Raw genomic sequence first — 25,384 nt, forward strand, 5'->3', positions numbered from 1 at the left:
TTGCTTTATTTAATATTCCCTGCCCGCTGCGCGCATGGCAGTTAACCCTGTTTTTTTAAAGTTGATCCTGCTATAATGTGGTTATCCCGCTGTTTTAACGTTTTCATGCCATATGTTTTGCCCTGAACCTATGATGAAAGGGTGATGCCAGGTGGATATCGAAACCGTAACACTGTCACAAATTGTAGAGAAGCTAGCACCAGAGCTCAGTCCTTTTCTTACGGATCGGGAACTCTCGATCAATATCGTATTGAGGGACGGACTGGCTGTACTTGAACCGGCGGATGCAATGGAGATTGTTCAGCACAGCATTTGCGAGCACCAAAGAGAAGCCTTACTGCAATGACAAGGGGATATACCGATTGATAGTAAACCTGCTGACGCATACGTCAGCAGGTTTTTTGCATGCTTTTTCCACCGGAAGTCCCCGCCCAAAAATGGTGCTTTAAGCAACATTTCTCTGTGTAAAATTACGCTTTTTGAAAAAAATAAGTGTCACGCAGCCTAATTCTGCTTTATAATTTGGAAAGAAGAGCTAGCGGGGAGAGAAGGAAATGGACATCATCTTTTCAACTGTCATGCTGTTATACAGCTTGTTGACGGGAAGCGGAGAGGATCATGCAGCCGCCCGGGAGCTCGCAGCCTCGGTACTAAACGCTTCACTAGGAACAACGATCGTGCAGGCGAGCCCATCGGACGGAGAAGGCCTGGAGACGTCTGAGACGGGTGCTAAGCGCGATCCACAGAAAGATGCTCCAATTGTGAAGGGCATCTACGTGACGGCTCACAGTGCAGGTGGAGCGCGTATGGACAGCTTGCTGAAGCTCATCGATGATACGAAGCTGAACAGCATGGTCATCGATGTAAAGGACGACAACGGCTATATCACCTACCCAACGGAGACGCCGGAGCTGCTTGAACTGGGAACTACACAGAAGTACATTCGCGACATTGGCGACTTGATGAAGAAATTGAAGCAGCATGAGGTTTATCCCATTGCCAGAATCGTCGTCTTTAAGGACACTGTGCTGGCACGCCAGCATCCGGAGCTGTCCTTCCGCCATTCAGACGGAACGATTTGGAAAAATGGCCGCGGCGAAAGCTTTGTTAATCCTTATATGAAAGAAGTATGGAGTTATAATGTAGCTGTTGCCAAGGAAGCAGCCAAGCTGGGCTTTAAGGAGATCCAGTTTGATTATGTCCGTTTTCCTGAAGGCTTTGATAAGAAAGCCGATTCGCTGAAGTATGAGAAAACAGAGCAAAGCCGGGTCGATGCCGTCGCAGGATTCGTGAAATATGCCCGTGAGCAGCTTGAGCCGCTTGGCGTGCGTGTATCGGTCGATATTTTCGGCTACGCCGCATCGGTGCCTGCCGCCGAAGGAATTGGGCAGGACTTTGTAAAAATTTCCAATGATGTGCACGTTATATCCCCCATGGTTTATCCGAGCCATTACAGCACAGGCTGGTTCAAGCAGAAGGTGCCGGATAAAAAACCCTATGAAACCATCGTTGGCGCTATGGAGGATACCCATGCCAAGCTTGACCCGATTGGCGACGCCAAGCCGATTATTCGTCCTTGGATTCAGGATTTTACAGCCAGCTGGCTGGGACAGGGCAATTATATGAAATATGGCAAGAAAGAAGTCGAGGCACAGATTAAGGCGCTAGCCGACACCGATATTCATGAATTTCTTTTATGGAATGCAGGCAATAAATATTCAGAGGGCGTTAATTACGAATAACCATTCAAGTAAGGCTAGCTGCTTTTACTTAGGCTTCTCGCCACAAGGTGAAACGGCTGACGCCATCCTTTGGCCGCGCAGCGCGTTTCAATCCGAGAAATATAGAGAAAGGATAGCGTTAGGATATCATCCTATATTTCAAAAACAAATAACCTCCGGTACGCTGTCTTAAAGCGTTGCCGGAGGTTATTTGTTTGTTTAGCCAGAAGGCATTATTGCGACAGGCGCAGCGCGAGCTCATACAACTCCAGGTTGAATGGCTTCTTCGTATTGACAACCGTATCAATATCCGTAGAAAGAAACTCTCCGCGCACGATACCGCAAGCTTTGCCCGAATCGCCAGCCATCAGCTGATGCACAGCATAATCGCCAAGACGGCTTGCAAGAATACGGTCAACCGCAGTCGGCGTTCCGCCGCGTTGAATATGTCCAAGCACGGTTACTCGCGGCTCAAGTCCACAACCACGCGTAATTTCGCTGGATACATCATGTCCATTGCCTGCTCCTTCAGCAACAACAATAATACTGTGACGCTTGCCTTTGGCAAAATTGGCTTCCATCCGCTGCGAAACTTCCGTTAGGTTGAACGGAACCTCCGGTACAAGAATCGTCTCGGCGCCGCTTGCAAGTCCAGCATAAAGCGCAATATCTCCGCAATGACGGCCCATTACCTCAACGACTGACGAACGCTCATGGGATGACATCGTGTCGCGAATTTTGTTGATGGCATCAACAACGATGCCAACCGCTGTATCGAAACCGATTGTATAATCCGTGAAAGGAATATCGTTATCGATCGTTCCTGGCAATGCCATCGTCTTAATTCCAAGCTTGCTCAGCTTGTTAGCACCTTGATAGGAGCCGTCGCCGCCGATAACAACCAAACCGTCGATGCCGCGCCCACGCAAAACTTCAGCGCCCTTCTCCTGGCCTTCAGCTGTCATAAACTCTTTGCAGCGCGCCGTCTGCAAAATGGTGCCCCCGCGCTGAATAATATCGCCTACGCTGCGAAGATCCATTTGACGCAAATCGTCATTCAGAAGACCCTGATAACCGCGTTGTACACCGTATACTTCCAGCCCGTTATACAAAGCGCTCCGCACTACAGCGCGAACGGCTGCATTCATCCCTTGGGAGTCACCGCCACTGGTTAATACTGCGATTGATTTTACTGAAGACATAGTCATTCCTCCAAAATGATGTAATATATTGCTAAGCCTGCTGCTTCCTGATCCACACGCTGTTAATCAGGAAAAACAGGCGGGTAAGCGGACTGTTCTTCATCAGCTTGCGCGTTACGCTGCGCACTTCTTTCTGCGCACGCACCTTCGGATCGGATAAATAAAGGGCCAGCAGCCCTTCAATGATAAGGCGATGAAACCGGGAAGCCGGCAAATGCCGGACATCCTCCCTTGCCCACTCCACTATTGTACCGATCCGTTCCGCCATCAAAGGGAAGCTGTCGTAATAATTGCAGAAATTCAAATCTCCGCCTGCCTGGTCCTCCGCCTGATCGATCAAATAATCAAGCATAATATGCAGGCCGCATACGTGCGGAAAATAAATTTCTTTAATCGCAGACGCATCCGGCGAAGACAGACCCTCACCGCTAGCCGCTAAAAAAAGCATAAACATGCCGAGCGTCGATCCGCTGGCCGCTGCGAATTCATTCCATTGCAAGTGCGGGTAGCGCTGTGCATGCTTCTCCCACCAAGCGAGCAGCTTCGGCTCGCGCAAGTCATTGCGAATGTGCTTGTATACCTGCAAATCACCATATAGGCTGACCAGCTCGGTTACGTCACGTTGAACGCTGGCATAGGAAGGAAGCAGCGCTGTATGGTGCTGGCACACGGCAACGAGGTGGTGCAAATAGCCGCCGTCGTCCCGCTCCTTCCGGTGGGCATAATAATCCCGGAGCGGCGCTGCCGGATTAACCGCATCAAGCATGGACTGATGCAAGAGGCGGAAATCATCCGCATCAAGAGAAGTGCTGCGATCGCATAAATTGTCCAGGTAGTCGCTAATCGTTTGCAGCGCAACAATAAGCGGTATAAGAATATGCCGCTGTTCCAAGTTGGCCGCTGCATATACAGCCCCTCCCTGACAATGGAATTTCTTGCTCGCCATGCTGCTCAGCGCCTGCGTCCGCAGCTCCCTGTCGGGAATTTGCTCTGCCATAGCCCGCAGCTTCCCCAGCTGCGCTTCAACTTCCGGCAGCACATATTTATATACGCGATGCATAAGTTTTAAAGGCCCTCGGGGCGCACGGCTGCCTGAAAATGTCTTCAATCTCACGATGCACCTCCTCCTCTTAAAAAAATGCTGAATAACCGCCGGCTACCAGCCCATTATTACACGATGAATGAAACCTCCACTCATAAATGTACCATTTCAATAAACAATAATCCAGCAGTTCATGCTATAATGGTTTACAATCTATTAATAATTAGCTATAACACCTGTATAATCAAGGTTTTTTACAGTTATGGAGTGAATACAGCAATGACACAACTTGGCCTAGAAAAGGCGAAGCTTAACACATCCCAAGAAACGCTGCGTCTTCGCGCCTTCAGCTTTTCTGCCTATTCAACACAGGCGCTGCTCGTCTCCTACCTGCCTTTATACTTTCTGGCGCGAGGCTATTCCGAGCATCAAATCGGCATTATCTATGCAACTGGGCCCTTCATATCCGTCCTTGCCAATTTATTGCTAGGCTGGGCAAGTGACCGATTTCAGACAATAAAAAAATTATTTATATTTTTATTATTCGGGCAGCTGGTCATGATATCGCTGCTGTTCCCGATTCAAGATTTTACGATGATCTGTCTAGTGATGACGATCTTTTATTTTTTTCAGACACCTATTAATCCATTAAATGACAGCATGATTTTATTATCCAGTCAATATACAGCTGTTCCTTATGCCCTCATTCGCATTTTCGGCTCACTCGGGTTTGCGATATCCGCCTACTTGTTCGGCATTATATTGAAGCAGATGGGCTCCAATTGGACACTGCCGCTCGCAGTCTGTACGATAACGATAACGCTAGCGCTCTCCTTCCTGCTGCGAGATTATCGCGGGAGTGCCCGCAAAGTGGATTTCAGCGGTTTTTTCAAGCTGCTGGGCAAAAGAGAGGTCGTTTCCTTTTTCGTCCTTATTTTGATCGTATCAATCGCGCATCGCATGTACGAAGGGTTTCTTGCAGTAACGCTGCATCAAATGGGAGCTAGCGATTCGCTTGTCGGCCTCGCCTGGACCCTTTCCGCCTGCAGCGAAATTCCCGTGCTGTTTCTGCTTGGAAAGTACGGCCATAAATTCAAGGAGCTGCCGCTGCTGTTTATCGCATGCGTATTGTATGCCCTGCGAATGTGGCTCATTGGACATTTGAGCAGCCCTTATCTCGTCGTGGCGACACAGCTCATGCACAGCATTACATTCGGCATCTACTTCTCAACTGCATTGCGTTATATTTCACAGCTCATTCCCGATGAATTTCGCGCATCTGGCCAAGCGGTATACGCCGTCGTATGGACAGGACTTGCTGGTCTGCTCAGCGGAACCGTTGGCGGCTATGTATATGAAAGCTTCGGACGCACCGCCTTCTTTAACTTAGGTACTACGCTTGCGTTAATAGCAGCAGCAGGTTTTATTTACAAACATTATACGAGGCGCAGCGCATGAACGAATGCCGCATGAGCCTATAGCTCTTGAACGAATTCAAAAAAAACAGCTTCAGGCTCCACACGATCATGTGGCTCCCGAAGCTGCTTTTTTGCTCCAGCCTGACTATGTAGACGTTAGTCCTCAAATCAGTCCTCAAGCTCGAAGTTCGTATAAACGTCCTGTACATCGTCATTATCGTCGAAGGAGTCCATCATTTTGGACAGCTTGTCCGCATTTTCGCCTTCTACAGCCACCATGTTTTGCGGCAGCCAGCGTACTCCAGCGCTTACGAACGTATAGCCTTCCGCTTCAAGTGCGCCTTTCACCTGCTCGAACTCATGCGGATGCGTCAAAATCTCGAAGCTGTCTTCGTTTACGACCAGATCCTCTGCTCCAGCCTCCAGCGTCACCATCATCATGGAGTCCTCATCAATTTCTAAATCCTCACGGTCCACGACTAGCAAGCCTTTATGATCGAACATATAGGATACGCAGCCGCTTTCACCCATATTGCCGCCACGCTTATTAAAAGCCGAGCGTACATCAGCCGCAGTACGATTGCGATTGTCCGTCAAACAACGAACCATAATCGCGACACCGCCTGGGCCGTAGCCTTCATACATAATTTCTTCATAATCGACCGCGTCGCCGCCCGTCGCCTTCTTGATTGCCCGTTCAACGTTGTCATTGGGCATCTGCTCCGCGCGTGCATTGGCAATGGCTGTCTTCAGGCCAAAATTCGCCTCAGGGTTCGCTCCGCCCTTACGTGCCTGCACATAAATTTCACGCGACAGCTTTACAAACTTATTATTTTTAGCCTGATCGGCCTTCCCTTTGCGATCCTTAAACAATTTAAACTTCATGCCACTCGCTCCTCCGACAAAGATTCCACCTAACAGTGTAACATTTCCGGCCTAATCCGGTCAAAGTCTAAAATGTGAAAAGCGCATGGCAAATTAACGTCCCCATACTTCCTATCACTAAGAAATATAGCCTTTCTCCCTCCAATATTCCATCGCAAAATCTTCGCCACAAAAAGGTTTTGTTCCATCCAGCATATCTTGGTTGTAACGTGTAATCAGCTTTCGGCCTTTTTCAAAAAATTTGACCGCATCCAGCAATTTAGCTCCGCCTTCGTAATTGACCATCGTATAATCGTCATCATCTTCATCTTCTGAATACTGAACGGAAACACATTCAGAGCCGTCCATATGCTTCTGTATACGGTATGAGCAATATTCGACCTTGGCCTCGCCCTGTTCATCGGTATAGTCTCTGGCCATGCGAACCATTGCCAATCGCGGGACATCCTTGTAAAGTTCACCCTCTTGCCGAAATGAAAAATATATATCGCCGATCCATAGCCCGTTCCGCTCTTCATCATAATAATCGTTATAGGGCTCAACAAGCGGGAGAGCCAATATCTCCCGTATAAGCTGCGGATCAATGAGATGACGGGCATATTCATAGGTCGATACAGCTTGCAGCAAATAAACCCAATTTTGCTGGCATAGCTGCTGGATAGCGGCCGGTGAATCATCATCGATAACCGACCAATCTACAATCTCGTCCGTGACTTTGCGATATTTGCCCGATAACTGCCATTGCATAGGGTGTGAATGAGCTGCAGAGCCTGATTGCGCAGCAACTGGTTCTATTTTCAGCAAAGCCCCGTACTCCTCGCCATCCTGAAAATAAACGCTTCGAAAATGTCCCGAATCCGCTTCATTGCCATACGCAGTTGCACGAAAAAACTGATCACCCAGCCAAAACTCATAGCTTGAGCTAGCAGCTTCAGGCTCACCGAGGAAGCAAAGAGAATCCGCAGTTACCTGCTGCATATAAAGCGGCCGGAGCTGTGTATCTGCGAATAACAAAGGAATTTGCGGTTGTTCACGAACCGGCTTGATTCGATCTTCATATAGGATAGGCTTGTCTTCTTCCAAAAGACGCAGCATTTCCTCTCGCCAGACGAATGGCTCTTCATCCTCATCTATAATAATTTCTGGAACAAAAAGCTCGGTCATGTCGAAGCCCTGCCATACACCGAAGTCGTCCCAATCTACTATGTATCGTTCAAAGGCCGATGTCCCCTGAATGCGTACTCTATATTGATCGCTCGTCATCATCAGCTCCGCCTGCATATGGCCCTCAACGATGAGATCGCCGTGATTATAATCTCCCCAAAACATTTTTTCCACCTGCAAATCGCCAGCGATATGGATCTCCTGCCCACCAACAACCATATGGCTGGCGCGCATATCGCCTAGAACGATCAGGCCGGTAGCCCCGTCTGTATCTGTATTGCCAATATAGCGATCCACTATCAAATTTCCTTCAACGAGAATGAGCATAGCATCCAAGTCGAGCAGAAGCTCACTAAGCCGCAAATCCCCTTTATAATACCAAACGTTCTCTGCTTCAAGTTCTCCATCATTTTGTTCATTGCGCAAGTAATACCAGCTCTCGCGAGGCAATTTCAGCTTAATGTCACTAAAGCTAAGCCTCTCAAACACGGCACCGGCTTCCATCATCATTCTCCCCCTTTAAAAATAGTGAAAAACAAGGTTCATCATGCTTTATTTTGCTGCTTTTATTTTTACGTATTTCCCGCGCCAAGGTTCTCCTTTTTTCCGCTCTTTTCGAACTATTATGCAGCACCATCCGCTGCCCACTGTCCTAGTGGCTTGTTAAAATGCGAAAAGGAGCCCCGGATTAACCGGAAGCTCCTGTACATGCTGCAATCAAGTATTATAAGAAACTTCGAATCTTATAATTTAACGACGTTAGCCGCTTGTGCACCGCGATTGCCTTCAGTGATGTCGAACTCTACCTCTTGGCCTTCGTCAAGCGATTTGAAGCCTTCGCTTTGGATAGCGGAGAAATGAACGAATACATCCTCGCCGCCTTCGACCGAGATAAAGCCATAGCCTTTCTCTGCGTTAAACCATTTAACTGTTCCTTTCAAATGAACAACCTCCTAAAAAAATAAACCGCTGTTTAATCAGCGTATACCCTATATTATACAGTCTTAAACTGGAAAATGCAATTAAACCCTTATTTTCAAAAATAAATCTGATCCAGGAATAAAAGGAAGTTTCGCCGGCATAAGCTCCGCCTGTCCGCCCCGCTCTGCGACAGCCTTTAGCAGCTCATCCATGTGCGGGTAAGCATTCCAGCTTAGCGATAACAGCGGGTAAATCCTCACCTGTCCCCCCGGCTTGCACAATCGCATCATTTCCAAAACAGCCTGCTTATGGAAATTGAAATCAAACTGCTCTGCATACAAAAACAAAAAATGGCTGCATAACACAAGCGAGAAGGTTCCTTGCTCAAAAGGAAGCTCCGGCAGCTGCCCAAAACGATAACGGGCTTGCCCTTCAACAGATCGCAAATGGCTTGCAAACAGCTCAAGCGAACGCTCTCTTCCCGCGCGATGATTCGCCGGGTCCTTATAATAGCTCCAGTCGAATGCCTCCTGCAGTGCGATCAGCTTGTTTGTGGAAACTTCAATTTCATCTGCAGACTGTGCAATCCACGACTTCACATCTCCCGCATAACGCGGATCAACAGCATGGGCATCATACCCTCGGGCACATGCCTCAGCGGTAAAAGAAGCTCCCCCGGCAGCAATGTCCAGTAGAGGCCCCGCGCCCAAATCTTCTTCTTTCAGTCCGAACATGTGTACATACTCATCAAAACCCCGGCAGGTAATAGCAACGCCTACCTGCTCATACTTCAATTGCTTCATCTTCTCATCTCTCCTCGTCTCAGCTACACTCACCCTCGCGATTACGCTCCTACCTCTATAGAAGCTTCGCCTCGCAAATGCCTCTTTCCCGCATTATAGCTGATATTATAACACCATCCCTTATTGCTTTCCACCCCCTGGATAGCTAAAATAGTAAGAATACGGTGTAAGCCGTAACGAAAGGTAAGGTGACCTACAACATGTTCAAGAAATACGAGATATTCAAAACCGACAAGTACAATATGCTGACGGTAGAGGTACAGGGGAAAACCCTCGTCGTACGAGATATTTCCGATCAATGGGGCGAAGAATGCTTTACGTTCGTAAGCCGTCCAGAAATGATGCATTGGGCCGAAAATCGCTTCCGTGCTGACCAGTATGTTGGCCGCGAGGAAGAGCGGGAGAACATCATCCGTGCTTTCAAGGAAGTATAAGCAGGAAAATTCAACCTTAACAGCGAAAACTAACGAGGCCATGTTGTGCTTGCGGTTACAGGGGGTGTACGTTTCGAGATGGATTTAATGACTAATATCATCTTTATTGTCGCATCCTTTGCACTAGGATGGATAGTCCTTGCAAAACGCGATACTCTCGCTCCCAATTTGCGCCGCGGGCTGGCACTTGCTTCTATTGTTTTAATTGCATTCTCGTTTTTCCTCATTGTATTCAGCCTGTTTCAGATGGGAAGCTCATAAGCGCTGGCGGCAGCTGACAAGCCATACACCGAGGAGCAGCCGCCAACGCATTAAATACAAGAGCAGCCGATTGCCACATCTAAGAGTTTAGAAAGTTCTTGTATTTCAACATAACAAGGCAGCCTCCGGTACATACTAGGTACAAATTTATGCCCGGAGGCGAACGCAACTATGAAATGGCTACCCGTCCTTGTCTCTCTAAGCCTGACAGCCGGAATTAGTGGCGCTGAGGGAATGATTCAGCCCGCCTATTCCAAAACTGCACCACATGCTACTTCATCTACCATTATACCAAGGAGGAATTCGATGAATCACGTACCTAAGCGTTCCGAAACGAAAGTAGAAGCCCGTTGGAAGCTCGAAGACCTGTTTGCAGATCAAGCTGCTTGGGATAAGGAGTTTGCCGCTGCCAAAAGCCTGATTGGCAAAATCAGCGCTTTCCAAGGCACATTGGCAGACCCGGCCCAGCTGAAAGCCTGCTTCGAGCAGGAGGATGAATTGTCGCTGCATGTGGAGCGTCTATACGTATATGCCAATATGAAGCATCATGAGGATACGGCAGAGCCGACCTATCAGGCCTTGTCCGACAAATCCAAGAAGCTGAGCGTGGAAACAGGAGAAGCCCTCTCTTTCATTACGCCGGAGGTGCTTTCCTTAAGCGACGAGGCGCTGGATCAATTGATCGCAAATCCTGAGCTGGCAGCGTTCCGTCATACACTTGAAGAAATGCGCCGCCAGAAAGCCCATGTTCTTTCGAAAAATGAAGAGGCGCTGCTTGCGCAAGTAGGCAATATGAGCTCTGCTCCCGGCACGATTTACAGCCTGCTTAACAATGCTGATTTGAAGTTCCCGAAAGTGAAGGACGAGAACGGCGAAGAGGTTGAACTGACGCAGGGCCGTTACATCCAGTTCCTTGAGAGCAAAAACCGCGACGTGCGCAAAGAAGCTTTCCAAGCGATGTACGATACATACGGAAAGCTCAAAAACACAATCGGGGCAACGCTGAATGCCAATGTAACGAAAAATATTTTTTACTCCCGTGCCCGCAAGCACGATTCCGTTCTCGCCATGTCGCTCTATGGGGATAACATTCCCGAGACGGTATACACAAACCTGGTTGACACGATTCACAAGCATTTGCCGCTGATGCATCGCTATATGAACCTGCGCAAAAAGCTGCTCGGCGTCGACAAGCTTCATATGTATGATCTGTTCGCTCCGCTTGTAGAGGAATTCGATATGAACATTACGTATGAGGATGCGAAAAAAACGGTCAAAGAAAGCTTGAAGCCGCTCGGCGACGATTATTTGAACGTGTTGCAGCATGGCTTTGACGATGGCTGGATCGACGTATATGAGAATGAAGGCAAGCGCAGCGGCGCTTACAGCTGGGGAGCATTCGGCACGCATCCTTATGTGCTGCTCAATCACAAGGACAACTTGAACAGCATGTTTACGCTGACGCATGAAATGGGCCACGCCCTGCATTCGTATTATTCCGACACAACCCAGAACTACCGTGATGCGCAATATACGATTTTCCTCGCGGAAGTGGCTTCCACGCTAAACGAAGCGCTGCTGATGGACTATTTGCTTGACAAGTCTACCGATCCGAAGGAAAAAATGTACCTGCTCACCTACTATGCGGATCAATTCCGGACCACGGTGTTCCGTCAAACGATGTTTGCCGAATTCGAGAAAATCATTCACGAAAGAAGCGAGCAAGGCGAATCGCTGACTCCGCAGGATTTGAGCAAAATCTACTACGACCTCAATGTGCTGTATTATGGCGACGATATGGCCGTAGATGAAGATATTGCGATGGAATGGGCACGCATTCCCCATTTCTACAACAGCTTCTATGTGTATAAATACGCGACTGGCTTCTCGGCCGCAACGAGCTTCTCCAAGCAAATTTTGGAGGAAGGCGCGCCAGCAGTCGAGCGTTATCTCGGCTTCCTGAAGAGCGGCGGCAGCGACTTCTCAATCAATATTTTGAAAAAAGCGGGCGTCGACATGTCCTCGCCAGAGCCGATTGAGCAAGCGATGAGCGTGTTCGAAAGCCTCATCGGCCAAATGGAAGAGCTAACTAAAAAATAAATTTGCCTCTCCTCTTTGCCTGCCTTGTTTTCTGAGCTAAGGGGATAACCTAAAAAACAAAAATAACACCTTCCACTCCTGTATCAAGGAGCGAAGGTGTTATTTTATTTTGCAGCTAAAGCCACCAGAGGCCCAGTGCTAAGCCAACTACACCTGCAAACAAGGATGACAGCATATTAACCCGGTCATTGTTCATAAAATCAAACCCGCGTGTCCGCTCGGCCTTTACGCCGCAGTGCGTGCGGCGCTCCGTCTCGCTGCCGCAGCTTGTGCAGCGGTACATCGCCTGCCAGGTGGCGCCGAGCCAAGAGTCAGCGAAGCATCCGGCAAAGCCAGCTATTGCAGCCGCCGCAATAAGAGCTACAGCTGAGGCTAGGCCGAGCCCTCCGCCCGCAAGCCCCGCGTTCCCAGCCTGCATATCGGCTGCAGACGCTGGATGAAACCATGCCAGCATAATGGCGGCTACGACGCCGATGCAGGCAGCACCAGCGAGCGCCGCCAGTGAGCCGAGCAGCGTCACAGCGCCGCTCGTGCCGGGAGCGACGACTTTGCCGCTCGTCACCGAACGCGGTGGACGCTTGCTCAGCGCACCGATCTCCGTCGCCCATGTGTCGGCATTTACGGCCGCCATAACTCCAATATAGGCGAGCAGCCAGCCATCGCCGGATGCTGGATACAGCGCATGGCCGAAGCACAGCAGCAGGCCTGCTCCGCCATTCGCCCACACTTGTCCAGCGTCGCGACGTCCTGTTTTTTCATATCCCGCTTCCGCCTTCGCTTTCGCCCGGGAGTGCTTTTTCCATTTCGACCATAGGGTTGAGGTAACAAAAAACGCAATAAGACAGGCGAACCATACTGGTTCGCCCCATGTCACAAAGCCTGTTCCCATTGCCATTGCCGATAATGCGCCCGATAACGAAAGAGAGCGGAAACGATAGGCGACGAAAGCAATTAAGCCGCTGCCAACAAGGCCGCCAAGCAGCCTGAGCCACCATTCATCGATCCAGCCTACCATTTCTCTTTCTCCTCTCCAGTTCTATTTCTCAGTCCTGCCATTGCCTGCCGCCAGCGATTCGGGAAATTCGTGCAAATCATCAGCTCCCGGTCCAGCTCAGCGATTTTGCGAATAGCCCGTTCCTCGTTTATCGTCCAGGCCATCACCTGAATGCCCGCTTCCTTAAGCAGCTTCACTCGCTCCTTATTCAGCCTCGAATAATCAATCGAAAGCAAGGTCGACCCCGTCTGGCTCAGCTCCAGAGGCAGCGTCTGGCGCCATCCGTCAATAATCAAGCCAGTACGAATACGTCCTTCCGTCAGCTTGAACAGCTTATTCAGCGCTCCGGCATAGAAGGAGGTCAGCACCACTTCATTTTCCACGCCAAATCGGCGCACGCTTGCAAGCACTTGCTCCTCAAGCGCAGGATAGCGAATACCATTTGTTTTGAGCTCAATATTAACGTTGCAGCGCCCAGCTGTTAATGCCAGCACTTGATCAAGCGTTGGTACTCCCTCATCTTTGAACAAGGGGGAAAACCAACTGCCCGCATCAAGCGCACCTAGTTCGGCAGCCGTCCAATTGCGGACATCGCCTTTGCCATTCGTTGTACGCCTTAGCTTATAATCATGAATAACGACTGGAATATGATCCTTCGATAGCTGCACATCAATTTCAATCCAATACACATCAGGCTCTTCCATCGCCAGCTTCACTGCGGCAAGCGTGTTCTCAGGCGCACGCCCTGACCACCCGCGGTGGGCTACGCATACATTTCTTGGCTCTGCCATGCGCTCCTCCTCGCTGCTCTTTATTTAGAGACGAGAGCGCCATCCTCTCGGAGCTTCACGCCAAAGGACAGGCTCGTCAGGCGCGTTAGCAGCGCTGTCGCATTTTCCGAATCCATGAGCACTGGCTGCGCTTTGTCGGAGGACATCGGGTAAAACTTCAGGTCACAGTCCCCTTTTTTCGTACAAATCGCATCCAGCACACCTGTCTCGGCAGTCGGTCCCTTCGGGTAAGCGCTAAAAATAAAGTTCCCTAAACTGTATGCAATCCACTTGCCTTTATACGTCTCAAAACCTTGCAGCACATGAGGGTGGCTGCCGATAATAAGATCGGCTCCCGAATCTATGTATTCGCGTGCAAAATCCCGCTGGTATTGCAGCGGCGTATCTTTGCGCTCTTCTCCCCAGTGAACCATCACGACAACCAGATCGGCCTGCTCCTTCGCTTGCTTAATTGCCGCCTTCGCTCTTGTCGTATCGTAGGTTTCCGCTACGCCTGCAACATTTTTGTCTGCTTTCCATGATACTTCCGGTACAACTCTGCTCAGTCCAATGTACGCTACTTTAATACCGCGCACCTCTTTAATGACAGGCGCAAACGCATCCGTATCATTTTTCCCGGCTCCCATATGGGAAATTCCCGTCTCATCGAGATGCTTCATCGTATTAAATAATCCTTCGACACCTTGGTCAAGCGTATGGTTGTTCGCCAGGCTTACGACATCAAAGCCGGCATCTCGAAAAGCAGGAAGCGCTTCTGGAGAACCTTTGAACACATACGTCTTATCTACTGCCGGAACACCGCTATCCGTCACCGGATACTCCAAATTAGCGGCCATTATATCCGGCTCGCTCAAATAAAGCAGCGATTGCTTATACGGATAGTCATACCCATTCAGCTTCATCATATCGCCAACCGAAGCAGCCAGCAAAATATCGCCAACAAAGCTCAGCTTCACCGTATCCTCGTCGCCAGCTTCAATTGATGGCTGCTGCCCGGAACCTTCATTGCCGCCCGTTCCATCGACTGCTTCATGGTCTTCCTCCTCAGGCTGCTTGGCTGGCGTTGCCGCTGCCTCGCCTTCACCGTTAGTCACATCGGCTGTAGGAACAGGATCATTCGTCGCTGCCGCTTCTGCAGATGGAGAAGGCGAGCTGCTGCCTGCACCCGTTTCTGCGTTTGGCGGCTCCTGACTACCAGTGGTACCGGTGGAGGCGGCATCGGCTGCCTGAGGTTTATTTTCCCCATTAAATAAAGATGCAGCATCAAACCAATTTTGCGTATTAAGCCATAAGCCAATAACGACCGCAATAAGTCCAAGCATAAATCCGTTGAAAATGATGAGGCGTCTTAGTCTTCTTTTACGCCTGACTTTTTGCTGTTGTCGCGATTCTGTTCTAGATCTATTCATGACAGGATGCTCCTTTATGAATAAAGTTTCCTGTCTATTATAGCAAGCTTGTTATAAATATGCGAAATAACTAGAAGGGAAGCTGCTTCATTCACCATGCATCTAGGAAGAGGAGAGCGCAGCAGCCGCAATTTCCTTGCCCTGCCGAATACAGTCCGGCAAACCTACGCCGTCGAAAGCCGCTCCTGTAATATGAATGCCCGGCACCTGCTGGGCCAAACGCTTGCGCAGGCGCTTAGTATGGTCCAGATGGCCAACCGGATATTGCGGCATAGAGCGCGGCAGCCGTGTAATTTCTGTAAATAAAGGTTCCGCGGTAATATTCATCGTCTTCTTCACATCTTCTCTTACAGCGGCCATAAGCTGGTCATCCGGCAAAAAAGGCGTTATCTGATCGCCTGCCCGGCCTACATAACAGCGAAGCAGCACTTTGTCTCCCGGACTCGTATGCAGCCATTTCGTCGAGGTCCATGTGCACGCTGTAATTCGCAAGCCTTCCGAACGCGGAATAACGAACCCCGAACCTTTGAAGGTTACACCAAGGCTCGCTTTGTCAAAAGCCATGACGACGTTTGCGACCGATATGTAATCGATCTCCCGCAGCTCCGCGCAATCAACCAGCGGCTCCAGCAGCTCCGCTGCCTGAAACGCAGGCGCCGTCATAATCACTTTATCGGCAGGCAGCCGTTCCCCGTTTGCCAGCTCAATGGTGTAGCGGGGCCCCGACTTTTCCCCGTCCGCCATGCCAGCCAAACTTGCGGCTTCATCACCCGCAGCTCTATCCTGAATTCCGATAACCGCTTGGCCTAATTTGCGCTCCATGCCCGGCAAAGCTCGGTCCAGCGCATTTACCAAAGTAGACAGTCCACCCTTAAAGGTAAGAAACACGCTGCTTCTTGCCCCTTCCGGCAGCATGCTCATATCGGGAGCCTTAGCGAGCTTTTTGTTGCTGCGCATCCCGCGAATCAAGCTGCCATGCTTGCGCTCTGCAGCTGCGAACTGTGGGAACGTCGCTTGAATGCTCAGCTTGTTAAGATCGCCAGCGTAAATGCCCGCCAGCAGCGGCTCTGCAATGCGCTGCACAACCTGCGTCCCCAGCCGCCGGCCAAGGAAACCTCCCAGCGACTCGTCGCCAGCTTCACTACGCGAAGGCATGATGAAGTCTAGCAGCGCCCGCAGCTTGCCGCCCCAAGTAAGCAAGCCCGTCCGGGCGAAAGGCATAATTTCCGTCGGAATGCCGAGCACGAGTCCCTGCGGCATCGCATGAAGCTTATTTTTGAACAAAATATAGGATTGCTTTCCCTTCGGGTTCGTTCCCGTCAGCTCGGACTCTATGCCTAGCTCTTTAGCCAGCTCAATAATCGCCAGCTTGCGGCTAAGAAAAGAATCCGGGCCGCGTTCGATGACGAAGCCGTCACGTTGCAGCGTATTGATTTTGCCGCCCAGTACCTCGGCGCTATCGACAAGTGTTATATGAATCTCTTTGCCTTGCCGCTCCGCTTCCCGCTGCAAATAAAAAGCGGAGCTCAGCCCGCTGATCCCCCCGCCAATAATGACAATTCGATCAGCTTCTCCGATTCTCCGCATCTCATTCATCCTCTCTTACCAACCTCTACGTTGCTTCTATTACAGACTCCGCCAGCGTCTCCATATAGAGCGGGTCACGATTTAACATTTTAATTCGTTCAAGGGTGATGCCCATATTTTTCGCTGTTGTCTTCGCTTCGATATCGAGGTCGAAGAGCACCTCAAGATGATCCGACACAAAGCCGATTGGCGCGGCCAATACAGCCTTTACCCCTTGCTCAGCAAGCTCGGCAAGCGTCTCCAAAATGTCCGGGCCAAGCCAAGGCTCTCTCGTCCGCCCTGCGCTTTGCCAAGTAAACTGCCATCCATCATCCGCAAGGCCCGCCTGCTTGGCTACTGCTCGCGACGTCTCCAGCAGCTGCTCCTCATAGGGATCACCGAGCTCGCGAATTTTCTCCGGCAAGCTGTGCGCGCTGAATAGCACCTTTACATTCGTCTCCCCGCCCGATGACGTGCTTAGCCGTGCAAGCCCATCCGTTACCCGTTCTGTCAACGCCTGTAGCAGCTTCGGATGCAGATGGTATTGCTTGACAAACGTCATTTCCACGCCAAGCCCGCTAGCCTTCTCCTGCGCACGCTTGATGTAGCTGCCGACGCTCATCGTCGAATAATGCGGGGCCAGCACGATGCCTACTGCCTGCTTAATGCCATCGCGAGCCATTTCCTCTACACCGTCTTCAATATATGGACGGGCATGCTTCAGCCCCTGATAACAAGCATAACGGCCTGGTGCGAGCTGCTCCAGCTTATCCGCAAGGCCGGCTACCTGTCCGTTCGTATTTTCACGAAGCGGGAATACGCCGCCGACAATCGCCTCATAACGGCCATACAAATCCGTTAATTGCTCTGGAGTAGGAGGATGGCCACGACGAATATGCGTATAATACGCTTCTACATCATCAAGGCTTTCTGGTGTTCCATATGACATAACGAGAACTCCGATTTTGCTGTTTTCAGCTTCCGACATGGCTCGTTTCCTTCCCTTCGCGCGCTGCAATATATTTTTTTGAATACGAATGTATGTAAGCCGTTAGCTCTTGAAGCTTCTCAAGCGAAGCCTCAGGAAATAATCCATGCCCCAAATTAAAAATAAATCCTGGCTCTTCCAGTCCCTGCTCAATAATTTCCGCGGCATACGATTCAAGCACGCTCATTGGAGCTGTCAGCAGGACGGGATCCAGATTGCCCTGTACCGCAAAGCCGTGATTCAAACGGCGGCGTCCTTCGGGAATCGATACTCTCCAGTCAAGGCCAATCACATCAGCCTGCAGCTTGTGCAGCTCCGGCAGCAGCTCGCCCGAGCTTACGCCTGGGAAATAAATTTTCGGCTGCGGCAAATCCGACAGCTCGCTAAAGATGCGCTCGATAGTCGGCAGAACAAACTTGCGGAAGTCTGCTGGCGCAAGCGCGCCTACCCAGCTATCAAACAATTGAAAAGCCTTGCCGCCACTCTCAATGTGCGCACGCAAATAAGCGATAACCATATCGCCCAGCTTGTCCATCAGCTTATTCCACACATCTGGTTCACTGTACATCATAGCCTTCGTGCGCAAATAGTTTTTGGATGGTCTGCCTTCAATCAAATAGCTGGCAATCGTAAACGGCGCTCCGGCAAATGTAATAAGCGGAACATCAAGCTCCCGATCCAAAATACGGATCGTTTCCAGCACATGGCCGAGATCGCCTTCTACATCGATTGGCTTCAGCCGGTCTACATCCGCCGCGCAGCGAATCGGGTTATCGATCACGGGCCCCACGTTCGCCACAATATCAAAATCAATACCGATTGAAGCAACCGGATTCATAATATCCGAATATAAAATAGCGGCATCCACGCCGAGCTTGCGCACCGGCATCATCGTCACTTCCGCAGCCAGCTCCGGCTGCTTGCAAATTTCGAGCAGCGAATATTTCTCTTTTATTTTTCGATATTCAGGGTCGTATCTTCCAGCTTGGCGCATATACCAGACGGGTACCTGATCCAGCTGTTCCTTGCGGCAGGCCCGAATGAAACGGTCATTATAGCTCATGTTCGCCGTTCCTCTTTTCTATAATAATTTTCTATTAACTCCATTATGCCCGTTTTTGCAGGGGCTAACAACCGTCAGCTCCGGACTTCCTATGACAATGTTATGACACTCTCTTTACGCATTCACTTTATTATAACCTGATTCAAGGCGAATTTCGTGGTTTTCTGACATATAAGCATATAAGTATATAAGCATTAATAAGTTTCACATTTATAAACCTTCTTATATTTCTCGGACTGAAACGCGCCGCGCCGCCAAAAGACGGAGGGCAGCCGTTTCACCTTGACTAATTGTTCTTCGCATTTCTGTCTGGCTGGCAGCTTGTGCTATACTAAAAAACATGGAACAGTGGAAAAAAAATCTCATCGTGCTTTGGTTCGGGCAATTTCTCGTAATGGCTGGAATGACCATGATCATTCCTTTTATGGCGTTTTATTTGCAATTTGAGCTGGGTCTGACCGATCCGCATGAAATTGCCTTATGGGCTGGCCTTATTTTCGCCGGCAACTTCGTCACGCAATTTATTTTTCAGCCGATATGGGGAAAATACGCCGATCGCTACGGACGCAAGCTGATGCTGCTTCGCTCCGGCATTGGCATGGCGATTGTCATTGTGCTGATGGGCTTTGCGACGACGCCGTGGCATCTGCTGCTGCTGCGCATGCTGAACGGCACAATTTCCGGCTTTAATCCCGCGGCTGTTGCGCTGATTTCTGCCAGCACGCCCAAGGATCGCATGGGCTATGCGATGGGAACGCTCCAATCAGGCGGCATTGCCGGAACGATATTAGGCCCTTTTATCGGCGGGCTGCTGGCTGATGCTGTCGGCTACCGTCCGATTTTTTATTTGACAGGCTCCCTATTGTTCGCTGCATCCATGCTGGCGTTGTTCGTCGTGAAGGAGACGTTCGATTTGCAGAAGGCAGCAGCTAAAGTGCAAATTTCCGTCATCGAAGGCTTCAAGCGGCTGCGCGGCATTCATGAGCTGACGGCGCTGTATGCGGTCACCTTCCTCATCCAGTTCGCCATGATGAGCTCGATGACGCTGCTGCCGCTGCATGTTCAAAGCCTGCATGGCCCCACAGCCAATTTGGCTTTTTGGGCAGGCTTCGTCGGCTCTGCGGCTGGCATCTCCAATCTCATTGCGTCGCCCGTGCTAGGGAAGCTCAGCGATCGCATCGGGTCGGAGCGCATACTCGGCTATTCGCTCATCGGGGCAGGGTTGACCTTTATCCCGCAGGCACTCGCGGACAGCGTGCCGCAGCTGCTCATTTCCCGATTTGTGCTGGGCATTTTCCTCGGCGGACTTGTGCCGACGGTCAACTCGCTCATTCGCAAATATACGCCGGACGGCATGGAATCCCGAGCCTATAGCTTTAACAGCAGCACGCTCGGCCTCGGCAATATGGTCGGCCCGATTACAGGCGGCGCGCTATCCGGCTGGATTGGCATCCGGGGACTGTTCATTATGTCCGCGGTTATGATGCTGCTGAATGCATTGTGGGTGCATCGGTCGCTGCTGCGGGGCAAACGCCGGGCCTTGCAAAATTAGCCAGAGTCAGCTAGTGCCAGCCTTGAACTTGCGAATCCCTATCAGCTCAGCCCAACTGTAAAACAACTTCATAGGGAAAAAGGAGATAAAAGCAGCCTGGGCATATACGCCGAGGCTGCTTTTTCAAAATATAAGCATTTATAGGCGAGGAAAATCACTCATCTTGCTGCTATCCACTTCTAGCTATCCACTTCCTATTTCCCGCTCAGTCGTCAGAAAGCAAGAATAGCTCATCGCCAACATGCACAAGCCCCGCTCTCGTAACCGAGGCGTATAAGCCGACATGCAGATGAAGCTCCTGGTTTACCTTTTGGAGCAGCGACATATCCCGCGCCAGCGTATCGGGGTCTAGCGCAATCATGGAGCAGCGCTCGCAATGCTCATCTACTCGCAGCTCCGCGCTGCCAAGCTGGAGCCGCTTGCCGATCCAGCTGTCTTCATCCGGCGCATCGCCCGCAAGCGCCACAATCAGGTTCGCCCGGAACCGCCGCGCATCGAGCGGCTTGCCCCACATCGCCTCAAGCTTGCTGAGCAGCGCATCCGTTACAATGAGCACGCTGCTGGCATCCGCGCCCAGCAAATCCGGTGTTTGCGGCGCATAACGCCGCATGGAAATGGTCGTGCGGGTGTGCGCCTGTATTTCGGCGAGCAGCTGCACGCTCCAGGCGAGCTCGCGATTGTCAGGCGACGTGACCGTCACTTCGGGAAACTCGGAAGCCGCTGCCGTACCCTTTTCACAATCATCATTGCCTTGAAGCTTCGCCTTGTAGCCAAGCATCGCCGGAATTTGCCGCGCCGTAATAAAGCTGTCCCAGCCTTCCTTCGTTTCATCTATAAAAGCATGGCTGCGGTCGCCGTACAGCCCATACGTCTCCATCCTGCTGGATGTGAGCCGCTCGCCCGCAAATGATTTAATCGGATAACGGTTCATTTCCTTAATCGTGCCAATCCGTGTTTTTACGAGTCCGACTGCCGGTTTTTCTGCCACTGCCCACTTCTCCTGTCTCATGCAAAATAACTGCGTGAAACGGGCGCTGCCCCCATAGAGCGGCAGCGCCCGATTACATTTATACGATTCTATTAGCTATCATAGCACAGGAAGCTCTTTCTTCAAGCGTCTGGGCTTCCTATTTACTACGATTATGCTGGATGCGACAAGTGCAAGGCCCACCGCCAAATTGATCGTGACATGCTCATTCAAAAACAATACGCTGAACACGATCGCTATAAGCGGGATCAGAAACATGAACGAGCCGACCTTCGCTGAATCGCCATTGCGAATGAGCTTGAAGTAGATAAGCCAGCCGATCGCGATGACAAAAATAGAGATGAACAGCGTATCGAATATGAACGACATATTCCATACAATATCAGACCAGCTTTCGGTCATCGACCCTGTGCCCAAAATAACGACACCGCCAATCGCCACCTGCATCGCGGTCATCCATAGGGAATCGACTCGCGCCGCCATTTTTTTCGTATATATCGTGCCTCCTGCCCAGCTTATAGCCGAAACAATCGCAAGCAGCAAGCCCCATACGGAAATATGGCCGGATATACCTCCCGTCGTTATCGCCGCAACACCGGCGAAGCCCAGCAGAAGGCCGATAATTTTCAGCGGGTACATCGCCTCGCCTAGCCACAGCCATGCAAACACACCGAGCAGCACAGGCTGTAAAAAGACAATCGCCGTGAATAGTCCTGCCGGCATATATTGGAGCCCTATCGTCTGAAAGCTGTAATACATAATGATGTTCAGCATAGAAGCAATAAGATAAATCAGCCAATTCTGCTTAAGCCGCAGCGGTCCCCGCTTCCAAATGGCAAAGCCTACAAGCAAAATGCCGCCAATGAGCGTTCGAATGCCCGCAAATAACAAAGGCGGAGAAAAGTCCAGCGCATATTTGGTAAGCGGCCAATTGATGCCCCATATAAACACGAGAAAAATTAAATACATCGTTGCCGCTGATCGGGAAATACCAGGCACCTTGAACAGCTCCTTGTGTGGTCGTTTTACCGAATGATACAATAGTTTTCAACATAAATAAAATAAATGTTTATTATAGGGGGCATAACACTTTAGTTATGACAAACTCGCAGCTAACGATATTCATTAAAATTGCCGAAACCGGTAGCTTCACGAAGGCGGGACTTGAGCTGAATATGACGCAGCCCGCCGTGAGCCGGGCTATATCTACGCTCGAATCGGAGCTTGGTGTCGTGCTGCTCATACGCGATCGTCGAAATGGCGTCCTGCTAACGGATATCGGCAGGCGGCTGCTGACGATGTTTCGGGAAATTTTGAAATCGTATGAGCGAATTGAGCAGGAAATTTCCCGTGAAAAAGGGCTGGAGATCGGCACGATTCGCGTCGGCGCCTTCCCGGTTGCTTCCGCTTACTTTTTACCCAAAATCATGCGGGCCATCGCCGCCAAATATCCTCATCTTGAATTTGAGCTGCATGAAGGCACGATTGACGAGGTGAAGGAATGGCTCCATACGCGCATCATCGATGTGGCCCTCATCATTCCGCCGGACGAAGCGTTTGAAACGATCCCTTTGTATAAGGAGCGGATGTATGCCGTTATGCGGGACGATCATCCTTTGGCCGGCAATGAAGTCATTTCGGTTAAGGACATTAGCGGCAATCCACTCATTAACTGCAAATCAGGTTATGAGACGCCTATAGTGGAGCTGTTTCAGCGGGCCGAGACGGAGCTGGAAATTAAATTCATCATTAAAAATGTCAATACGCTGCTCAGCATGATACAGGAAGGACTCGGCATGTCCATTTTGTCAGAGCTAGCGATGCAATCACTGCCGCCAAATGTGATCAAGCTAGAGCTTTCTCCCGAAGGCTATCGGGAAATTCGGCTCGCCGTGCCGTCGCTTGAGGAAGCATCGCTTGCGGTCAAGCTGTTTATCGAGACGGCTTTGGAGCTGTTTGAGTGAATATGCAAAGTAGGGTTTCAAGAACTTTTTCTAGTTATCTGGCATCCTCCAATGTCGTGATCTTACTGATTATCCATATAGCAATATGCTATAATTTAACTATCATTTGATGCTATAAGTATGTGAAAATACGATTTAAAAATTAAGCTATAAGGGTGTGATTACACTGAAACTCGTATCGTTTAGTTACATAAACAAAGAAACGAACTGGAAATTAAATCAGCTGGAATTTGATGCTCTAACCTTATTAGTTGGAGCTAGTGGTGTAGGTAAAACAAAGATATTGAAAGCTTTAACCAGTTTAAAGGATTTAGCTTTAGGGGAAACAACTTCGCAAATTGATAATCTATCTTTTTCTATAACCTTTGAAGAATTGGGGGTATTGTATTTATGGGAAGGAGAAACAGAATCCTCCCATTCACTTGACATTGCTGGATTCGATGCGCTAAATGAAAACTCCCCTTCGTTTGGGTTTACTTTTGAAAAACTATCCATCATTCACCCAAACTTGGATCAAGAAACGCTTTTTAATCGTTCTAGAACCGACCTTATCTTTTCTAATGGAAAATCTGCTCCAAAAATCGCCTTGAATAAAAGCTGCATTGGCGTTTTTTCGGAGGAAGACACTATAAAACCTGTATACACTGCTTTTAAGAAAATAGTACTTTTTGATTTCGAAGCAGGTCGACATATCGTATTCAATTCTAAAATTATTCCCGACTTTAAAAAACTAGTACCAGAACCAGACTCAGAATTCTATAACGAGTTACTTGCTTATTTGAAAAAACAAAATGCACCTATTGCATTAAAGCTTCTTATTGCCTCATTTGTTTTCAAAGATATAGTAAATAAGATTAAAACAGAATTTAATCACGTTTTTGATTTTATAACTGACGTAAGGTTCCACTTGGAAGATTCGCCTAATCAAGAAGACTCTTATGTATTGCAAATACATGAGGATGGCGTAGGCTGGATTTCCTCATACGACATGTCTTCTGGCATGCTAAAAACACTTCTCTTTCTTTCTCTTCGTTATTTGGAACCTGAGGACAGTATTATACTAGTCGATGAGTTCGAGAATAGTTTAGGTATTAATTGTATTGATTTATTTGACTTCGGCTCTAATCGCAGCTCTCAATATATTTTAACTAGCCATCACCCATACATTATCAACAAAATCCCCATGCATCATTGGAAAATTGTCAGCAGGGAGGCTGGTACAGTAATCGTTAAGAATGCTTCGGATTACAATTTGGGCAAATCCAGACATGATGCATTCAAACAGCTTATTAATCTTGCCGCTTATTCAGAAGGGCGGGATTAAACATGAATTTATATATTCTGGTGGAAGGTCGATCAGAAAAATATATTTACCCCGCTTGGCTCCGTTTTTTGTTGCCAGAGCTTACATCCGTACAACAGCTTGGTGACGTAGACTGCAATCAATATTATTTATTCAGTTGCGGCGGCTACCCGAACATCATTGATGATGTTGGCAATGCAATTGAGGACATGAAGGAGCATTCAAAATTCGATTACCTTATGGTCGTTCTTGATGGAGATGATATCGGGATACCTGCCCGCAAACAAGAAGTGTTGGCTGAAGCGCACAAGCATCGCTTTGACCCTGATCGTTTAATAACCGTTGTTCAAAACCCATGTATTGAAACCTGGTGTCTAGGAAACCGCAAAATCTTCAGAAGAAATCCTGATTCACCTGAATTCCAAAATTGCTTCAAACACTTCAATGTGAGTGAGCTTGATCCTGAATCAATGCCTTTGCATCCGGAGCTTTCGCAATATACAACTACAGCTCAATATCACGAGCATTACTTAAAATCTATGCTGGCTGATCGTGGCTTGAGCTATACAAAAGGCAAAGGAACTAAGGCTGTACAAAATGATCATTATTTCTCTGAAATGATAAAACGTGTTAATGAAACCAACCATTTGCCATCATTCCGCGACTTTATCTTTTCAATGTCGCAATTAAAATTAAAAATTCATGGTCAAGATACCGCCGCTCCCTCAATTGAAAGCTAATTAACAGCAGTTATATAGATGCTTGATCTACTAGTTAAATGGATGTTGTTCATTTTAAATGAAATGAACAACATC

24 protein-coding genes are annotated in these 25,384 nt (G+C 49.2%); 10 read left to right on the plus strand and 14 right to left on the minus strand.

The window, feature by feature from the left end:
• The first annotated feature begins 151 nt into the window (after nt 1-151).
• Nucleotides 152-346 (plus strand): hypothetical protein, encoded by a 195-nt coding sequence (locus tag ABEW34_RS09030; protein WP_046229973.1) that lies wholly within the window; start codon nt 152-154, stop codon nt 344-346.
• A gap of 208 nt (nt 347-554) precedes the next feature.
• Entirely contained in the window at nt 555-1,742 is a 1,188-nt protein-coding gene (locus tag ABEW34_RS09035; RefSeq protein ID WP_430157282.1) for a putative glycoside hydrolase, read from the plus strand.
• Between the two features lie 212 nt (nt 1,743-1,954).
• Here ABEW34_RS09035 and pfkA read toward each other — a convergent pair whose 3' ends face one another.
• Complete coding sequence (gene pfkA, locus ABEW34_RS09040) at nt 1,955-2,923, minus strand: 6-phosphofructokinase (RefSeq protein ID WP_430157285.1); 969 nt, start codon at nt 2,921-2,923, stop codon at nt 1,955-1,957.
• 31 nt (nt 2,924-2,954) lie between these two features.
• Nucleotides 2,955-3,983: a tetraprenyl-beta-curcumene synthase family protein gene (locus tag ABEW34_RS09045; RefSeq protein ID WP_430158529.1), complete on the minus strand. Its 1,029-nt coding sequence runs from the start codon at nt 3,981-3,983 to the stop codon at nt 2,955-2,957.
• Between the two features lie 261 nt (nt 3,984-4,244).
• Between ABEW34_RS09045 and ABEW34_RS09050 the strand changes: the two genes are divergently transcribed.
• Nucleotides 4,245-5,423, plus strand: a complete 1,179-nt coding sequence (locus ABEW34_RS09050) for an MFS transporter (protein ID WP_430157288.1) — start codon at nt 4,245-4,247, stop codon at nt 5,421-5,423.
• A 128-nt stretch (nt 5,424-5,551) separates the two neighbouring features.
• On the opposite strand, the gene ABEW34_RS09055 is transcribed toward ABEW34_RS09050, so the two are convergent.
• From ABEW34_RS09055 to ABEW34_RS09070, 4 genes are all read right to left on the minus strand, one after another.
• Nucleotides 5,552-6,268: a YebC/PmpR family DNA-binding transcriptional regulator gene (locus ABEW34_RS09055; protein WP_056029519.1), complete on the minus strand. Its 717-nt coding sequence runs from the start codon at nt 6,266-6,268 to the stop codon at nt 5,552-5,554.
• Nucleotides 6,269-6,385: 117 nt separating this feature from the next.
• Entirely contained in the window at nt 6,386-7,939 is a 1,554-nt protein-coding gene (locus ABEW34_RS09060) for a hypothetical protein (protein ID WP_430157291.1), read from the minus strand.
• Between the two features lie 236 nt (nt 7,940-8,175).
• Nucleotides 8,176-8,373 (minus strand): cold shock domain-containing protein, encoded by a 198-nt coding sequence (locus ABEW34_RS09065; protein ID WP_046229980.1) that lies wholly within the window; start codon nt 8,371-8,373, stop codon nt 8,176-8,178.
• 81 nt (nt 8,374-8,454) lie between these two features.
• A complete protein-coding gene (locus tag ABEW34_RS09070) occupies nt 8,455-9,156 on the minus strand; it encodes a class I SAM-dependent methyltransferase (protein ID WP_430157293.1) in 702 nt (233 codons plus the stop codon).
• 200 nt (nt 9,157-9,356) lie between these two features.
• Here ABEW34_RS09070 and ABEW34_RS09075 point away from each other — a divergent pair, with 200 nt between their 5' ends.
• The 3 genes from ABEW34_RS09075 to pepF all read left to right on the plus strand — a co-directional run bounded on the left by ABEW34_RS09075 (nt 9,357) and on the right by pepF (nt 11,951).
• On the plus strand, nt 9,357-9,590 hold the full coding sequence (locus tag ABEW34_RS09075) for a hypothetical protein (protein WP_046229982.1): 234 nt from the start codon (nt 9,357-9,359) through the stop codon (nt 9,588-9,590).
• A 78-nt stretch (nt 9,591-9,668) separates the two neighbouring features.
• Nucleotides 9,669-9,851: a hypothetical protein gene (locus ABEW34_RS09080; protein ID WP_099519659.1), complete on the plus strand. Its 183-nt coding sequence runs from the start codon at nt 9,669-9,671 to the stop codon at nt 9,849-9,851.
• A gap of 306 nt (nt 9,852-10,157) precedes the next feature.
• The gene (pepF, locus tag ABEW34_RS09085) at nt 10,158-11,951 is read left to right on the plus strand and encodes an oligoendopeptidase F (RefSeq protein ID WP_430157296.1); all 1,794 of its coding nucleotides are present in this window, start codon (nt 10,158-10,160) and stop codon (nt 11,949-11,951) included.
• 115 nt (nt 11,952-12,066) lie between these two features.
• Here pepF and ABEW34_RS09090 read toward each other — a convergent pair whose 3' ends face one another.
• The 6 genes from ABEW34_RS09090 to hemE form a co-directional block, all read right to left on the minus strand.
• Nucleotides 12,067-12,966 carry a DUF92 domain-containing protein gene (locus ABEW34_RS09090; RefSeq protein ID WP_430157299.1) on the minus strand — a complete coding sequence of 300 codons (900 nt, stop codon included), beginning with the start codon at nt 12,964-12,966 and terminating at the stop codon, nt 12,067-12,069.
• Nucleotides 12,960-13,736, minus strand: a complete 777-nt coding sequence (locus ABEW34_RS09095; RefSeq protein ID WP_430157302.1) for a glycerophosphodiester phosphodiesterase — start codon at nt 13,734-13,736, stop codon at nt 12,960-12,962. Before ABEW34_RS09095 ends, ABEW34_RS09090 begins: the two co-directional genes overlap by 7 nt.
• A gap of 20 nt (nt 13,737-13,756) precedes the next feature.
• Entirely contained in the window at nt 13,757-15,145 is a 1,389-nt protein-coding gene (locus tag ABEW34_RS09100) for a CapA family protein (RefSeq protein ID WP_430157304.1), read from the minus strand.
• 102 nt (nt 15,146-15,247) lie between these two features.
• Nucleotides 15,248-16,732, minus strand: a complete 1,485-nt coding sequence (gene hemG, locus ABEW34_RS09105; RefSeq protein ID WP_430157307.1) for a protoporphyrinogen oxidase — start codon at nt 16,730-16,732, stop codon at nt 15,248-15,250.
• Between the two features lie 25 nt (nt 16,733-16,757).
• On the minus strand, nt 16,758-17,699 hold the full coding sequence (hemH, locus tag ABEW34_RS09110) for a ferrochelatase (protein WP_430157310.1): 942 nt from the start codon (nt 17,697-17,699) through the stop codon (nt 16,758-16,760).
• On the minus strand, nt 17,686-18,762 hold the full coding sequence (hemE, locus tag ABEW34_RS09115; protein WP_430157313.1) for a uroporphyrinogen decarboxylase: 1,077 nt from the start codon (nt 18,760-18,762) through the stop codon (nt 17,686-17,688). The genes hemH and hemE overlap by 14 nt, the downstream gene beginning before the upstream one ends.
• A gap of 340 nt (nt 18,763-19,102) precedes the next feature.
• Here hemE and ABEW34_RS09120 point away from each other — a divergent pair, with 340 nt between their 5' ends.
• Complete coding sequence (locus ABEW34_RS09120) at nt 19,103-20,314, plus strand: MFS transporter (RefSeq protein ID WP_430157315.1); 1,212 nt, start codon at nt 19,103-19,105, stop codon at nt 20,312-20,314.
• A 205-nt stretch (nt 20,315-20,519) separates the two neighbouring features.
• Here the strand turns inward: ABEW34_RS09120 and ABEW34_RS09125 are convergent, their stop codons facing one another.
• Nucleotides 20,520-21,302, minus strand: coding sequence for an MOSC domain-containing protein (locus ABEW34_RS09125; protein ID WP_430157318.1), 783 nt, complete (start codon nt 21,300-21,302; stop codon nt 20,520-20,522).
• Between the two features lie 99 nt (nt 21,303-21,401).
• Nucleotides 21,402-22,301: a DMT family transporter gene (locus tag ABEW34_RS09130; RefSeq protein WP_430157320.1), complete on the minus strand. Its 900-nt coding sequence runs from the start codon at nt 22,299-22,301 to the stop codon at nt 21,402-21,404.
• Between the two features lie 98 nt (nt 22,302-22,399).
• Between ABEW34_RS09130 and ABEW34_RS09135 the strand changes: the two genes are divergently transcribed.
• The 3 genes from ABEW34_RS09135 to ABEW34_RS09145 all read left to right on the plus strand — a co-directional run bounded on the left by ABEW34_RS09135 (nt 22,400) and on the right by ABEW34_RS09145 (nt 25,309).
• The gene (locus ABEW34_RS09135; protein ID WP_430157322.1) at nt 22,400-23,266 is read left to right on the plus strand and encodes a LysR family transcriptional regulator; all 867 of its coding nucleotides are present in this window, start codon (nt 22,400-22,402) and stop codon (nt 23,264-23,266) included.
• 157 nt (nt 23,267-23,423) lie between these two features.
• Entirely contained in the window at nt 23,424-24,590 is a 1,167-nt protein-coding gene (locus tag ABEW34_RS09140; protein WP_430157324.1) for an ATP-binding protein, read from the plus strand.
• Between the two features lie 2 nt (nt 24,591-24,592).
• Entirely contained in the window at nt 24,593-25,309 is a 717-nt protein-coding gene (locus ABEW34_RS09145) for a hypothetical protein (protein WP_430157327.1), read from the plus strand.
• The last annotated feature ends 75 nt before the right edge of the window (nt 25,310-25,384 follow it).

Origin of the sequence: Paenibacillus algorifonticola, assembly GCF_050481745.1 — a bacterium.
Classification (GTDB): domain Bacteria; phylum Bacillota; class Bacilli; order Paenibacillales; family Paenibacillaceae; genus Pristimantibacillus; species Pristimantibacillus algorifonticola_A.

Excerpts from the sequence above, each read along its gene's own strand:
- ABEW34_RS09045 (WP_430158529.1), bottom strand. The coding sequence starts at position 3,983 with ATGCATCGCGTATATAAATATGTGCTGCCGGAAGTTGAAGCGCAGCTG.
- ABEW34_RS09080 (WP_099519659.1), top strand. The coding sequence starts at position 9,669 with ATGGATTTAATGACTAATATCATCTTTATTGTCGCATCCTTTGCACTA.
- ABEW34_RS09075 (WP_046229982.1), top strand. The coding sequence starts at position 9,357 with ATGTTCAAGAAATACGAGATATTCAAAACCGACAAGTACAATATGCTG.
- ABEW34_RS09070 (WP_430157293.1), bottom strand. The coding sequence starts at position 9,156 with ATGAAGCAATTGAAGTATGAGCAGGTAGGCGTTGCTATTACCTGCCGG.
- ABEW34_RS09090 (WP_430157299.1), bottom strand. The coding sequence starts at position 12,966 with ATGGTAGGCTGGATCGATGAATGGTGGCTCAGGCTGCTTGGCGGCCTT.
- pfkA (WP_430157285.1), bottom strand. The coding sequence starts at position 2,923 with ATGTCTTCAGTAAAATCAATCGCAGTATTAACCAGTGGCGGTGACTCC.
- ABEW34_RS09035 (WP_430157282.1), top strand. The coding sequence starts at position 555 with ATGGACATCATCTTTTCAACTGTCATGCTGTTATACAGCTTGTTGACG.
- ABEW34_RS09055 (WP_056029519.1), bottom strand. The coding sequence starts at position 6,268 with ATGAAGTTTAAATTGTTTAAGGATCGCAAAGGGAAGGCCGATCAGGCT.
- pepF (WP_430157296.1), top strand. The coding sequence starts at position 10,158 with ATGAATCACGTACCTAAGCGTTCCGAAACGAAAGTAGAAGCCCGTTGG.
- hemE (WP_430157313.1), bottom strand. The coding sequence starts at position 18,762 with ATGAGCTATAATGACCGTTTCATTCGGGCCTGCCGCAAGGAACAGCTG.
- ABEW34_RS09120 (WP_430157315.1), top strand. The coding sequence starts at position 19,103 with ATGGAACAGTGGAAAAAAAATCTCATCGTGCTTTGGTTCGGGCAATTT.
- ABEW34_RS09050 (WP_430157288.1), top strand. The coding sequence starts at position 4,245 with ATGACACAACTTGGCCTAGAAAAGGCGAAGCTTAACACATCCCAAGAA.
- ABEW34_RS09095 (WP_430157302.1), bottom strand. The coding sequence starts at position 13,736 with ATGGCAGAGCCAAGAAATGTATGCGTAGCCCACCGCGGGTGGTCAGGG.
- ABEW34_RS09100 (WP_430157304.1), bottom strand. The coding sequence starts at position 15,145 with ATGAATAGATCTAGAACAGAATCGCGACAACAGCAAAAAGTCAGGCGT.
- ABEW34_RS09145 (WP_430157327.1), top strand. The coding sequence starts at position 24,593 with ATGAATTTATATATTCTGGTGGAAGGTCGATCAGAAAAATATATTTAC.
- hemG (WP_430157307.1), bottom strand. The coding sequence starts at position 16,732 with ATGCGGAGAATCGGAGAAGCTGATCGAATTGTCATTATTGGCGGGGGG.
- ABEW34_RS09060 (WP_430157291.1), bottom strand. The coding sequence starts at position 7,939 with ATGATGGAAGCCGGTGCCGTGTTTGAGAGGCTTAGCTTTAGTGACATT.
- hemH (WP_430157310.1), bottom strand. The coding sequence starts at position 17,699 with ATGTCGGAAGCTGAAAACAGCAAAATCGGAGTTCTCGTTATGTCATAT.
- ABEW34_RS09135 (WP_430157322.1), top strand. The coding sequence starts at position 22,400 with ATGACAAACTCGCAGCTAACGATATTCATTAAAATTGCCGAAACCGGT.